Origin of the sequence: Enterococcus thailandicus, from assembly GCF_001886265.1 — a bacterium.
GTDB lineage: Bacteria > Bacillota > Bacilli > Lactobacillales > Enterococcaceae > Enterococcus_B > Enterococcus_B thailandicus.
Window position 1 is genome coordinate 1 of record NZ_JXLE01000007.1, and the last position, 13,302, is coordinate 13,302.

Below are 13,302 nucleotides of genomic sequence, written 5' to 3' on the forward strand. Positions count from 1 at the left end.
ACGCAACGGTAAAAAACAGATGAGTGATTAAACTCATCTGTTTTTTTGTATTCTTTTTACTATTCAGCAAGAAGCTTTTCGATATCATCAATCATCTTTTCAGGAGAAGTCTGTGGTGCAAAGCGTTTGATGACAGTTCCATCTTTATCAATTAAAAATTTGGTGAAATTCCATTTAATTGCGTTAGTCATTGTACCAGGTGCATTTTCCTTCAAATAGGCGAATAAAGGATCAGCAGCTGCTCCATTTAATTCGACTAATTGATGCATTGGAAATGAAACACCATAAGTAGTTCGACAAGCTTGCGCCGCTTCTTCAGCAGAATCCAGTTCTTGTTTAAATTGGTTGGAAGGAAAGCCTAAAACGACTAATCCTTTTTCTTTATAGGTAGTGTAAAGTTGTTCAAGCTGCTCAAATTGTGGAGCAAGTCCACATTTGGTTGCAGTATTAACGATAATCATTGGATGATTCTGGTAGTCGTTTAGAGAGTAAGTAGTTCCATTTTCCAAAGTTGCATCAAAATCATAAACTGTCATAAAAATTCTCCTTTACTAATTGAGTAAGTACACACTTATTATAGAACAAAAAAACTGAGAAGCTTGTTTAAAAGCTCTCAGTTTTTTTAGTTAAATTATGCAAAGACGTCAGACCATTCATCTCGTTTTGCTAAGAATTCACGTGCTAGTGCTTGCGCACCCTCTAAAGTGTGACTTGCAGCCCAACCACATTGCGTTTCATTGCTTGCGGGTACTTCAGTAGCTTCAAGAACGTCCTTCATTGTTTTTTCTAAAACATCTAGTACATCGTCATAACTTTCATGATTCAGCACAGTTAGGTAAAAACCTGTTTGGCAGCCCATCGGCGACCAATCCACAATGTAGTCAGCATGATTACGAATTAGTTCAGCTGTTAAATGTTCAAGTGAATGTAAGCTTGGCATCTCCATATGCTCTTTGTTTGGTTGTTTGAAGCGGACATCATATTTGATGATCATGTCACCATTTTCACCAGTTTTGCGATCAGCAACACGGATATAAGGTGCTTTTACTTTTGTGTGGTCTAGATTGAAACTTTCAACATTCATTTTCATGTAAGTTACCTCGATTCATTTTTTGTTCAGTAGTGATAGCTAAATTCTAACATTTATTTAGAATAAGTTATAGGTACATCTTTGATTTTTAACCTTATTTCTATAAATGAAGAAATTTATTTAGTACTTTCCATTTTAACTAAGGCTTGGGTTAAGTCTGCTAATAAATCATCTATATGTTCGATACCTACAGAAAGACGAATCAACCCATCTTTGATTCCTGCTTTTTCACGTTTATCTTTTGGAATAGAAGCATGAGTCATAATCGAAGGAACCTCAACTAGACTTTCTACGCCACCTAAGCTTTCCGCTAGAATAAATAATTTTAATGATTCAACAAAAGGTACTGCTTTTGCATCTTCTTTTAAGTCAAAAGAGACCATACCACTAAAACCACTCATTTGTGTTTTTGCAATCTGATAGTTTGGATGACTTGTTAGTCCAGGATAATAAACAGTTTCAACAGCTGGATGATTCTCAAGAAAAGTTGCTACTGCTAAAGCATTTGTTTGATGTGCTTCCATTCGCACACTTAGCGTTTTGATCCCACGTTGGATTAGCCAACTATCCTGAGGTCCTAAGACTGCACCCATCGCATTTTGTAAAAAGCCAATTCTTTCCGCTAAGTCTGCTTTATTAGTGGTGACTAAACCAGCAACAACATCACTGTGTCCACCAAGATATTTCGTACCACTGTGAACAATGATATCTGCGCCAAGTGCCAATGGCTGTTGGAAATAAGGTGTCGCAAATGTATTGTCAACGATTGTTAATAGATTATGTTTTTTTGCGATGGCAAGACTAGTTTTTAGATCAGTAATTTTAAGGAGTGGATTACTTGGTGTTTCAAGATAAAGTGCCTTTGTGTTTGGTTGAATCGCTTGCTCAATTTGTTTAAGATCACTTGTATCAATAATTGTGTATTCTAAACCGATTTTAGAAAATACTTTATCAACTAATCGAAAAGTTCCGCCATAAACATCATCACCGAGTAAGATATGGTCACCAGGTTCAAACAGTGATAAAACTGTATGGATTCCTGCCAATCCTGACGAGAAAGCAAAGCCTTGGATTCCACCTTCAAGGTCTGCAATTAGTTCTTCTAATGCAAATCGGGTTGGATTACCTGAACGAGAATACTCGTATTTTTTTGGTTGACTAACACCGTTTTGCCGGTAAGTTGAGGTTTGATAAATTGGAACACTAACAGCACCCGTTGTTGGATCTTCACTAATACCACCATGAATTAATTTTGTTTGAATATGCATTTTTATTCCTCCTATAAATAAATATTTTTTGACAGATAACGATCACTTGCATCAGGGAAGATGGTTACGATTGTGCTTCCTGCAGGCAATTGTTGTACTTCTTTGAGGGATGCTGCAAAAGCGGCACCACTTGAACTACCAACTAATAATCCTTGATTTTTAGCTAAAGCACGCGTGTAATAGAATCCTTCCTCATCTGAGATAGTTTCAAAACGAGTAATAGGCAAAGACTCAATAAACGGAGGAATAAATTCTACACCAATTCCTTCAATTTCATGAGAAGCTGCTTTGCCACCATTCAAAATAGAGCCTTCGGGTTCAACACCAATTAGTCGAATATCACTTATCTGTTCTTTAAGATAACTTGCTGTGCCAGAAAAAGTTCCGCCACTACCAATTCCAGCCACGAAACTATCTATTTTTCCTGCTAGTTCGTCAATCAACTCTGGTCCAAGTGTGTGATAATAAGTTGCTGGATTGTCAGGATTTTCAAATTGTTTTGGGAGATAAACATTTTCTAATTTGGCTGCTAACTCCTGACTTTTTTTGATAGCACCGACCATTCCAAGTGAAGTAGGGGTATGAATGATTTCTGCACCAAGTGCCTTCATAAGTTGTTGTTTTTCAATACTAAACTTTTCTGGTACTACAAAAATAGTTTTTAAATGGTAGTTTAAAGCAGCTAAGGCTAAACCAATTCCGGTATTGCCAGCGGTTGGCTCAATGATCGTTGTGTCTTGGTTGATCTTGCCAGTTTTCAAACCTTGTTCAATCAAATAAAAACCAAGTCGATCTTTAACGCTACCTCCAGGATTCAAATATTCAAGTTTCGCATAGATTTTTGAATCTTTTGGTATTTCATAAGCATCATGCGTAAACTCAAATAAAGGTGTCTTGCCAATATAATCATGAATCGTTGTTAATATCATAGCTTCCTCCTAAAAATTCGATAAAAAAAGGAGCTGACTATTAAATCAGCTCCTAGATATCATAAATTATTCGTGCTTTTCCAGAGAGTACACGTAAATTATGAAGGGCAATTAATAGACACGGCAAATAGTATGCTACTTTTTTGCACCATACAACAACAAGTAATCAATTGATTGAAGTTACTTTGTGTGTTCATCATGTCTGTTCCTCCAGTAATATTTTTATCAAAAATAGCATGAAAAAATGTCAGAGTCAAAGTATTCGGTGATTTTTAGTGATAGGAATAATTGGATAGAGTGCATGATAATGTGAATCACAGAATCAAATGAAGAAGTGTTGCTAGATAAAAATGAAGATTTGCTAGTCTTATCCACTGTTGTTTGATACAATAAAAAAGATGATGATAAACAAAAAAGGAGCAATTTAAATGATTTCAGCAAGCGATTTAAAAGCCGGTATGACATTTGTACAAGATGGAAAATTAATTAAAGTTTTGGACGCAAGTCACCACAAACCTGGTAAAGGAAATACAGTTATGCGTATGAAACTAAAAGATGTTCGTTCTGGTGCAACATATGATACAACTTTCCGCCCAGAAGAAAAATTTGAAAAAGCACACATTGATACAAAAGCTGTTCAATACTTGTATACAATGGATGACACAGCGTTCTTCATGGATCTAGAAACATATGAACAATATGAGATTCCTGTTGAAACAGTTGAAGAAGAAATGAAATACATCCTAGAAAATATGGAAGTAAAAATTCAATTTTTCGGCAGCGAAGTAATCGGTGTGCAATTACCAACAACTGTTGTTTTACGTGTTGTTGAAACACAACCTTCAATCAAAGGTGCAACAGTAACTGGTTCAGGTAAACCAGCAACAATGGAAACTGGCTTAGTTGTCAACGTTCCTGACTTTGTTGAAGTAGATGAGTTATTAGAAATCAATACAACTGAAGGTTCTTATATCAAACGTGCCTCAAAATAATGAAATAAAAAAGTGCCGCAAAGATCTGTTCAGGTCTTTGCGGCACTTTTTTATAAGGAGAAAATCATTTTCAAGCTTAAATGATTAGTAAGTGACAGTGGTATCTTCATTGGTAATTAGTTGAATGACATGCGCTAAAAATTTTTCGGGATCTTCTCCTACTAATTTTTCCTCACGTTTCCCATCAAGTAAATGATACATTTTTTGGGCATCTTGTAAGAGATAGTAGTCATTTTCACCTTCAATATGAAATGCTTGAAGATCGTTTGGAAATTCAATATGGATGTCAATTACGCTAATTCCACCCAAACGATTGGTTAAATAATCTTCTATTTCTTTTGCTGTTACAGTTTTCATATTTCTCGCCTCTTTGCTTTAATAATTTTATTATATACCTATCAAAAAAGAGTGGGGTAAAAAACGTCTTGCTGAAGCTGAGGCATAATGATCAACTAAGTCTATTTGTTATGCTAAACTATGAAACAGTACGAAGAAGAAAGGACGTAATCGTGATGAAGACCTTAGTAATTGTCAGCCATCCCAATCTTCAAGAATCATTGAATCAACAATTTTTTAAAGAGGCATCTCAATCGCTTTCGATTACATGGCATCATTTAGAATCTGTCTATCCAGCCGGAGAAATCAACCAAAATGACGAATTAGCGTTGTTAGCAACGCACGAGCGAATCATTTTCCAATTTCCTCTTTATTGGTATAGCGCACCTGCACATTTAAAAATATGGCAAGACACAGTGTTGGCTAAAGCAAGTAAAGTGCTAAAAGGAAAAGATTTTGGTGTTGTAGTAACGACTGGTGTTGCAGAAAAAGAATATCAAGCAGGCGGAAAAGAAGAGTTCACGCTGTCTGAATTTTTGCGACCATATCAACGAATTGCACACAAATTTCAAATGAATTATTTGCCTCCATTCGTATTAGCACAATTTATGTATCAGACTTCAGAGATACGATTTGAACGCTTAATTGCTTATCAGCAATATCTTTCTTTAACTGGAAAACCAAGTCTTGTTCAGCGAATCAACTGGTTTCTTGAACAAATAGAAAAAAATACGCATTTTTCAGAACCGCAAAAATCCTATCTCCTAGATGGCTTAAAAGAACAACAGGAGATGATCGAAGACTTGACCTTCACACTGGGTGAATTAAAGGAGGAAAATGAATGAGTAGTGAGTGGTTACAGCAACAAATTGACGAGCTGAATGAAAAAAATGTTCATTATGAGGATGCTGCTTTGTTATTTGAATTGAAAAAATTAGTCAAAGAAAGCGACGAGCGCATCGCTCAACTGCAGGGAGAAATTGATGGAAAATCATGGAATCATCGTGAGTGGTAAAAAGGATTAGAAAATTTTAAGAAAAAAATGTGCATAACTATTGTTATTTGTTACAATGAGGATAAGGCATAACACTATTTTTAACATAAATTATTGGTGGTGAACTTATTGAAAAACAAAAATGAACGAGATGAAAATGTTCGGATGTCTAGAAGGCGTCAGCAAAAGCAACGAATGCAAAAAAGATTGTTGATTATTGGTGCCTGTTTGGTATCAGTCTTGGTGATTGGCGGCTCAGTCTTGGGATTGACGCAGTTCGGAAAATCAACTTCTAGTGCCAAAGAAACACCTGAAACAACTGTTTCTTCAACGCAAAAAAATGAAAAAAAAGCGAAGAAAAAACAAAGTAAAAAAGCGACAAAAACAACCGATAGTTCAACAAAATCATCAACAGAAACGAGTAGCACAGATAAAGAGTCAGCAGATGAACTACAAACGATTTTGACGACTTACTCAGAGAAGTTGACTGAACAAACACCAATATTGATTGATGAATATCAAACAGAAATTCAATCAAATCAAAATGGGGTTGCAGGATTATCTTCGATTGCTAATCAGAAAGCATTAGCACTACAAGCAATTTCAAATGAAGGAATCAGCAAATTAAAAGCTGCACATCAAGCAGATAGTTCCTCAACTGTCGATATTAATTCTTTGGTTGACCAGCTATCAAGTAAATACACAACTGAAGTAGCAAAAATATCAGATATTTATTTACGAACGAGTAGTGCGCTGCAAGCTGAAGAAGCAAACAAACAGGAAACAAGTAGTTCAACCTCAGAAGAAACAATGACTTCAACTACCGAACAAACGGCTGAAACAACAAGTAATCAAATGACTGATACGTCAGAAACTACAACGAATCAATCTGCAACAACTGTTGTATTAGCTGGTGAAGGCCCCAATCAAGTTGCACAACGTACAGGTGTACCAGTCGAAACAATCTTAGCATTGAATGGAATGACGATGGATGATTATTTCTTAACGCCTGGTGCTGTACTTCAATTGCAATAAGCAATAAAAAACTGCGAGATGTTACTAACTCTAGAAAGGTCCCCTTTCCAAGAGTAGAACAGACTCGCAGTTTTTTTGTTGTTTAAGCTTTCTTCAAGCGTTTTTCGCGAAGAAAGTAATGAATCGTCATTAAAAACAAGAAGGCTAACCCAATAAGCAAGGAAATTCTTGTTTCAGGGTTAATAAACATGAAACAAAGAATAATAGCTAAAAATGCTAAAGTTAAATAATTGGTGTAAGGGGATAATGGCATTTTGAATGGATGTTTTGTCATTTGTTCAGCGTGGATTTTACGGAATTTGATTTCACTGATTAAAATGACAATCCAAGGAATCATTCCTGGTAAAATACTTGAACTATAAACAAAGACAAAAATATTTTCAGAGTGAGTAACAAACATTGGTAGCAAATAATTGATGACCAAACCAATCAAGATACCTCCTGAAATGGCAACAACTGGATAAAATGGAACACCATGACGAGATAGTTTTAAGAAACGCTTCGACATTTTTCCATTAACTGCCAATGTGTAAATCATGCGACTGGCGCTGAAAATACCAGAGTTACAGCCAGATAAGGCAGCAGTGATTACCACAAAGTTAATCAATCCAGCGGCAAAAGTAATCCCAATTTTCGCGAATGTTTGAACAAATGGGGACCCGATTTCACCAAGCTGATTCCATGGATAAATACTTACGATAATAAAAATAGCACCAATATAAAAAATAAGAATGCGTCCAATGGTAGATTGAACAGCTTCAACGATTGTTTTTTGTGGATTTTTTGCTTCACCAGCAGTCATCCCGATTAACTCAATTCCTTGATAAGAAGCTATCACGATGGATAAAGCAAAAAAGAAACCTTTCACGCCACCGGTAAAGAAGCCACCATTTTTCCAAAGATTTGAAATACCAATAGGTTGACCATGATTGCCAAAGCCAAAGAAGATAACGCCTAAACCAGCCACAATCATCAAAATGATCGTTACGACTTTGATCATCGAAAACCAAAATTCTAATTCACCGAAGGCTTTTACTGAAAACAAGTTAGCTAACATCAAGAAAAGTATCACAGCGATACCAGGAATGATGGTTGGCAAATTTGGCCACCAATAATTCATATACTCGCCAACGGCAATGACTTCACTAATTCCAACTACGACATACTGAAAGATATTGCTCCAAGCAGTTAAGTAACCAGCAACTGGATGGATGTAATCACTCGCGTAATTAGCAAATGAACCTGTAGAAGGGTCAACGTAAAGCATCTCGCCTAATGCACGCATAATCAAGTATAAAAACAAGCCAGCAACAGCATAGGCAATCATTACAGAGGGACCAGTCCAGCGAATGGTTGAAGAGGCACCCATAAACAATCCAACGCCAATTGTTCCTCCCAACGCGATCATTCGAATATGACGTGCGCTAAGACTTCGATTTAATTTTCCTTCTTCCATACAAAAACTCCTTTCATAATTTAGAGAATAAGCCAACACATTTGATTAAATTTATCAGTCAAAAAAATAAATTATTGATAAATAAAAACAGTTATTAAATTAATCTCTTGATGTGATTTTACAGAAAGGATTCAAAAAACGCGAGAAGAAATTTAATTTAATTGCAAAGTTTTTTGTTGAAAATGTTTTCTTAATGAGTTAAACTATCTTTGAATAAAAAGTTAGGTAAACCTAAAAAGGAGTGCTTAGGATGGCGAAACCAACAATCAGCGTAGAGAATCTTTCCGTTGCGTACCAAGGAAAGATCGCTTTAAAAAATATATCTTTAACGATTCAATCAGAAAAAATGACAGGAATTATTGGACTGAATGGTGCGGGGAAATCAACTTTTATGAAATCTTTGTTAGAATTAATTCCCAAATCTTCTGGTACGGTGACGTTTTCAGGTCAATCTGTAAAAGAGGTTCGGAAAAAAATTGCTTACGTTGAACAACGAAGTGCAATGGATCTATCTTTTCCAATTGATGTTTTTGGTGTGGTATTACTTGGAACGTATCCTTCGCTAAGGATTGGAAAAAGACCAGGAAAACTGGAGAAAGAACGAGCAGCACAGGCGCTAGTCAAAGTCGGAATGGAAAAATTTGCTAATCGACAAATCAGTGAACTATCTGGTGGTCAATTACAACGAGTGTTTATTGCACGGGCATTGACACAGGGTGCGGAATGGATCTTTTTAGATGAACCCTTTGTGGGAATCGATGCTGTTAGTGAGAAAAAGATTTTTTCGATTTTACAAGAATTGCGTGCAGAAGGCAAAACAATTTTGATTGTTCATCATGATTTGCATAAAGTAACTGAATACTTTGATGAAGTAATTTTATTAAATCGTGAGCTGATTGCAGCTGGGACGGTTCAAGAAACTTTTACTTCAAATAATCTGCAGTTAGCTTATGGTGAAGTAATTGGCCAGTTGGTAAAGGGGGAACAAGCATGATTCAGTCATTTGTTGAGGGGGTATTCAATTATCAATTTTTACAATATGCATTGATTACATCTATTTTAGTCGGATTAGCTTCAGGAGTGATCGGTTCATTTATTATTTTACGCGGAATGTCTCTGATGGGGGATGCAATTTCTCATGCAGTTTTACCCGGAGTGGCAATTTCTTATATGTTTGGGTTTAGTTATATTTTGGGCGCAACTGCTTTTGGTGTGCTGACTGCTGCATTGATTGGTTTTGTCACACAAAAGAGTCGCTTAAAAAATGATACGGCAATCGGGATTGTTTTTAGTTCATTTTTTGCATTAGGAATCATTCTTATCTCTTTTGCTCAAAGTGCAACTGATCTTTATCATATTCTATTTGGTAATGTTCTAGCTGTTCGTGAGAGTGATTTATATCTCACGGCAATCGTTAGTGCTGTTGTCTTATTATTTATTTTCATTTTTTATAAGGAATTGAAAATTACTTCTTTTGATCCAATGATGGCAAAAGCCTATGGGTTAAACACAACATTTATTCATTACGCATTGATGTTTTTCTTAACTTTAGTTGCTGTAGTGAGTCTCCAAACAGTTGGAACAATCTTGGTGATTGCCATGTTGATTACACCAGCTGCAACAGCGTACTTGTTAACGAATCGTTTATCTATAATGATTGCTTTATCTGCGAGTTTTGGTGTGTTGAGCGCAATCGTGGGTGTATTTTTCAGTTACAGTTATAACTTACCTTCAGGGGCAACGATCGTGTTGGCATCAGCTGTGTTTTTTGCCCTAGCATTTTTATTTTCACCAACAAAAGGCATTTTGTTTCAAAGAAAGGAGCAAACAAATGAAGAAATCTAAATTACTAATCTTGTTATTCGCACTAGGAATTTTCCTAGTAGGTTGCTCAGCAAAGAGCGAGAAATCAGAACAAACGAAAGATGGAAAACTAACTGTTGTTGCGACAAATTCAATTCTGGCAGACATGGCAAAAGAAGTTGGAAAAGACAAGGTAACGATTCATAGTATCGTGCCCGTGGGAACTGATCCACATGAGTATGAAGTTTTACCAGAAGACATCAAAAAAGCTAGTGATGCAAAAGTTATCTTGTATAATGGACTGAATTTGGAAACAGGGAATGGTTGGTTCAATAATTTGATGGAAACTGCTAAAAAAGTCGAAGATGAAGATTATTTTGCCGTTAGTCGTGAAGTAGAGCCACTTTATTTAACAAGTGCTGGTCAAGAAACACAGGCAGACCCGCATGCATGGCTGGATGTGTCTAATGGAATCAAATATGTTGAAGAAATCACTCGAATTTTGAGCGAAAAAGATCCTGAGAATAAAGAAGTTTATGAAAAAAACAGTCAAGAATACCGTAAAAAACTTGAATCATTGGATCAACAAGCAAAAGAGTCATTTGCTACGATCAGTGAGGAGAAAAAGTTACTAGTCACCAGTGAAGGTGCATTTAAATATTTTTCAAAAGCGTATCAATTACCAGCCGCTTACATTTGGGAAATCAATACAGAAAGTCAAGGAACACCCGATCAAATGTCTGCAATTATTGACCAAGTCAAAGCGTCAAAAGTCCCTGGTTTGTTTGTAGAGTCGAGTGTCGATCCTCGGAGCATGGAACGTGTATCGAAAGAAACCGGTGTTCCTATCGCTGAAAAGTTATTTACAGATTCAGTAGCCAAATCAGGTGAAACAGGTGATTCTTACTATGGAATGATGAAATGGAATATTGAAGCAATTCATGATGGGTTATCAAAATAAATTCATTATCCAAAAGGTTGAACTAAAACATTCTTTTGTTTTAGTTCAACCTTTTTCTGTTTTCGTATATGGATAGCAAAAGGAAGTATCAATGATAGATAGTTATTCGAAAAAAGAAAAAACATCTTCGAAAAGTTCTTTTTTAATTCAATGAGCTAGTTACTTTGGATCATAATTTTTTTTCGCGTTTTTTTAGTGTAATAATGTTTTTTTCTTTCGATTTCCGTTATAGTTAAGGGTAAGAAGGAGAGGTGTAGCTATGAATTTCACACGTAAAGATAAGCATCAAATTAAAGAAGACGTCTTTCGTTTGCTTGACCAACAAGAAGCAACTAAAAAAGACCAAGACCTTCAATTTCTTGAAACCGAGATGGCAAAATTATTCATAGCGAATGCAACAGATGACGCAGTTGAACCAGAACGTTACATTGGAAAGTGGATTTTTGATGAGTTTCAGCCACTAGATGAAACGGCCGGAATTGGTTACTTTGTTTTCATTTCTGCAGTTGGATTTATACCAGGAGTCTTGGTCAAGCAAAATCAAGAAGTTCAAACGAAAGCTTGGCCAGCACTTTTTTCTGTCATTGGTACTGAAAATGTTATTCAGAAAATCCAAGCAGCGTATTATAAGAGTTCATTTATTGCACACAGTAAGTTAATGAATAGCTATTATAACCAGTTGATGTTAGTAGCACGACCAGGAAAAATACCACAAACATTTACTTATACGCAACAAAAAAACTTACATGAAGATGTGTTATACTCTCGAGATTTATCAGAACTTCCTCAAACAGAGCAAGTACGTTTACATCAATTGTTGAATACAAAACCAGTCTCTTGGAACTTCTTCCAAGCATTGGATGACAAAAAAAAGCTAATCTCAACGAATTATTGGGAAGTTTTTGTTACTCGTAATCGTTGGCTAAAGGAAAAGAAAGTCGCTGATCAACAAATTGAGTTCGTCCAATTAAAAAAAGAAAAATTATATTATGGATTATATAGTCGGTAATCTTGCTACCAATAATCTATTACTTAATATAGAAGAAAAATGAAATAAGCGAGGAAATTTATGACTTTAAAGGAAGAAATCATTCGCGAAAGTAAACGCTTGGGTATTGATAAAATCGGGTTCACGACTGCGGAGCCTTTTGATGACTTGAGAGAATCACTGGAAGAACAAAAAGCCGCAGGGCATACTTCTGGTTTTGAGCATCCAGTAATTGAAGAACGACTTTATCCAGAAAAAACATTTGATCAACCTCAATCTATTATTTCAATTGCATTGGCATATCCCACAAAAATTCATGAGGAAATCCCAAAAGATGAAAAAAGAGGGCAATTTGCTCGTGCTTCTTGGGGAATCGATTATCATGATATTCTGCGAGATCGTTTAAATCGTTTGATTGAATTTATTACAACACGCGGAAAACAGTGGCAAGCAGAGGAAGAGTGGCGCTTTGCTCCACAAGTAGACACAGGAGAGTTGATTGATGTAGCAGTCGCACAGCGAGCTGGCTTAGGTTTTATTGGACGCAATGGTCTGCTGATTACGGAAGAGTTTGGTTCTTTTGTTTATTTAGGTGAAATTGTTACAAATATTGTTTTTGAACCGGATGAACCAGGTGTGTTTGGTTGTGGGGATTGTACTCGTTGTATCGACGGCTGTCCGACGAAAGCGCTGCTTGGAGATGGGCGAATGAATGCCCAAAGATGCTTGTCTTATCAGACCCAGACAAAAGGGTTGATGCCAGAAGAGTATCGAAAAAAGATGCGTAATGTCATTTATGGTTGTGATATCTGTCAGCTAGTTTGCCCATATAATAAAGGAAAAGATTTTCATTTCCATGAAGAGATGGAGCCAAAAGTTGATGAAGTATACCCTAAACTAAAACCAATGCTTTCTATTTCTAATAAAGAATTTAAGCAACAATTTGGTCATCTAGCTGGTTCGTGGCGTGGGAAAAAGCCACTTCAACGAAATGCATTGATTGCCTTAGCAAACCTCGGCGATCGAGACTCATTACCGGAGATTGCTGCTTGTCTCAAAGATGTCCGTCCAGTGATTCGTGGAACGGCCGCTTGGGCAATCGGACGTTTGGGTGCGAAAGCTCCAGAAGAATGGTTAACAGTTCTGCAAGACTCATTGGCGAAAGAAACAGATGAAGAAGCGAAGCTAGAATTTGAAAAAGCAATCGAAATTTTACAAACGAAGCAGAGAAAAAAACAGAAATAGCTCAAAAGTGCAAGGATTTGCCTAATTTTTGCTAATTCATTCATTTTTAGTCAGTAATTGTTGTAACAATTACTGACTTTTTTGCTGTTTTTGTTGTTTTTTGACTGAAATTCGTTATTTAAGCAAAAAAAAATGCATTTTTCTTCTAAAATTTTCGTTGTAATGTTACAAAATGTCGAGTTTTTGTGAAAAAACACACGGGTTG

15 protein-coding genes are annotated in these 13,302 nt (G+C 36.1%); 9 read left to right on the forward strand and 6 right to left on the reverse strand.

The features are described 5' to 3' along the window. Positions 1-59 precede the first annotated feature (59 nt). The 4 genes from RV17_RS06215 to RV17_RS06230 form a co-directional block, all read right to left on the reverse strand. Entirely contained in the window at positions 60-536 is a 477-nt protein-coding gene (locus RV17_RS06215) for a glutathione peroxidase (RefSeq protein ID WP_067485398.1), read from the reverse strand. Between the two features lie 95 nt (positions 537-631). Continuing rightward, a complete protein-coding gene (locus tag RV17_RS06220) occupies positions 632-1,090 on the reverse strand; it encodes an S-ribosylhomocysteine lyase (RefSeq protein WP_067485396.1) in 459 nt (152 codons plus the stop codon). A gap of 116 nt (positions 1,091-1,206) precedes the next feature. Then, positions 1,207-2,358, reverse strand: coding sequence for a cystathionine gamma-synthase (locus tag RV17_RS06225; RefSeq protein ID WP_071868763.1), 1,152 nt, complete (start codon positions 2,356-2,358; stop codon positions 1,207-1,209). A gap of 11 nt (positions 2,359-2,369) precedes the next feature. Next, positions 2,370-3,287, reverse strand: coding sequence for a PLP-dependent cysteine synthase family protein (locus RV17_RS06230; RefSeq protein ID WP_071868764.1), 918 nt, complete (start codon positions 3,285-3,287; stop codon positions 2,370-2,372). A 428-nt stretch (positions 3,288-3,715) separates the two neighbouring features. On the opposite strand from RV17_RS06230, the gene efp reads away from it, so the two are divergent. Then, entirely contained in the window at positions 3,716-4,279 is a 564-nt protein-coding gene (efp, locus tag RV17_RS06235) for an elongation factor P (protein ID WP_067485388.1), read from the forward strand. A gap of 84 nt (positions 4,280-4,363) precedes the next feature. Here efp and RV17_RS06240 read toward each other — a convergent pair whose 3' ends face one another. Further along, positions 4,364-4,636, reverse strand: a complete 273-nt coding sequence (locus RV17_RS06240; RefSeq protein WP_071868765.1) for a hypothetical protein — start codon at positions 4,634-4,636, stop codon at positions 4,364-4,366. Between the two features lie 155 nt (positions 4,637-4,791). Here RV17_RS06240 and RV17_RS06245 point away from each other — a divergent pair, with 155 nt between their 5' ends. The 3 genes from RV17_RS06245 (at position 4,792) to RV17_RS06250 (ending at position 6,644) form a co-directional block, all read left to right on the forward strand. Beyond that, a complete protein-coding gene (locus RV17_RS06245) occupies positions 4,792-5,460 on the forward strand; it encodes an NAD(P)H-dependent oxidoreductase (RefSeq protein ID WP_067485382.1) in 669 nt (222 codons plus the stop codon). After that, the gene (locus RV17_RS13430) at positions 5,457-5,630 is read left to right on the forward strand and encodes a hypothetical protein (RefSeq protein ID WP_169819325.1); all 174 of its coding nucleotides are present in this window, start codon (positions 5,457-5,459) and stop codon (positions 5,628-5,630) included. Before RV17_RS06245 ends, RV17_RS13430 begins: the two co-directional genes overlap by 4 nt. A gap of 108 nt (positions 5,631-5,738) precedes the next feature. Further along, positions 5,739-6,644 (forward strand): peptidoglycan-binding protein LysM, encoded by a 906-nt coding sequence (locus RV17_RS06250; RefSeq protein WP_095803410.1) that lies wholly within the window; start codon positions 5,739-5,741, stop codon positions 6,642-6,644. 82 nt (positions 6,645-6,726) lie between these two features. Here the strand turns inward: RV17_RS06250 and RV17_RS06255 are convergent, their stop codons facing one another. Further along, positions 6,727-8,100, reverse strand: coding sequence for an amino acid permease (locus tag RV17_RS06255; RefSeq protein ID WP_067485379.1), 1,374 nt, complete (start codon positions 8,098-8,100; stop codon positions 6,727-6,729). Between the two features lie 250 nt (positions 8,101-8,350). On the opposite strand from RV17_RS06255, the gene RV17_RS06260 reads away from it, so the two are divergent. The 5 genes from RV17_RS06260 to queG all read left to right on the forward strand — a co-directional run bounded on the left by RV17_RS06260 (position 8,351) and on the right by queG (position 13,097). Then, positions 8,351-9,094 (forward strand): metal ABC transporter ATP-binding protein, encoded by a 744-nt coding sequence (locus tag RV17_RS06260; protein WP_071868766.1) that lies wholly within the window; start codon positions 8,351-8,353, stop codon positions 9,092-9,094. Further along, on the forward strand, positions 9,091-9,945 hold the full coding sequence (locus RV17_RS06265) for a metal ABC transporter permease (protein ID WP_071868767.1): 855 nt from the start codon (positions 9,091-9,093) through the stop codon (positions 9,943-9,945). Before RV17_RS06260 ends, RV17_RS06265 begins: the two co-directional genes overlap by 4 nt. Continuing rightward, the gene (gene efaA, locus RV17_RS06270; protein ID WP_067485370.1) at positions 9,932-10,864 is read left to right on the forward strand and encodes an Mn/Fe ABC transporter substrate-binding lipoprotein EfaA; all 933 of its coding nucleotides are present in this window, start codon (positions 9,932-9,934) and stop codon (positions 10,862-10,864) included. The genes RV17_RS06265 and efaA overlap by 14 nt, the downstream gene beginning before the upstream one ends. A 259-nt stretch (positions 10,865-11,123) precedes the next feature. After that, a complete protein-coding gene (locus tag RV17_RS06275; protein WP_071868768.1) occupies positions 11,124-11,873 on the forward strand; it encodes a hypothetical protein in 750 nt (249 codons plus the stop codon). Between the two features lie 60 nt (positions 11,874-11,933). Then, on the forward strand, positions 11,934-13,097 hold the full coding sequence (gene queG, locus RV17_RS06280) for a tRNA epoxyqueuosine(34) reductase QueG (protein WP_071868769.1): 1,164 nt from the start codon (positions 11,934-11,936) through the stop codon (positions 13,095-13,097). Positions 13,098-13,302 lie beyond the last annotated feature (205 nt).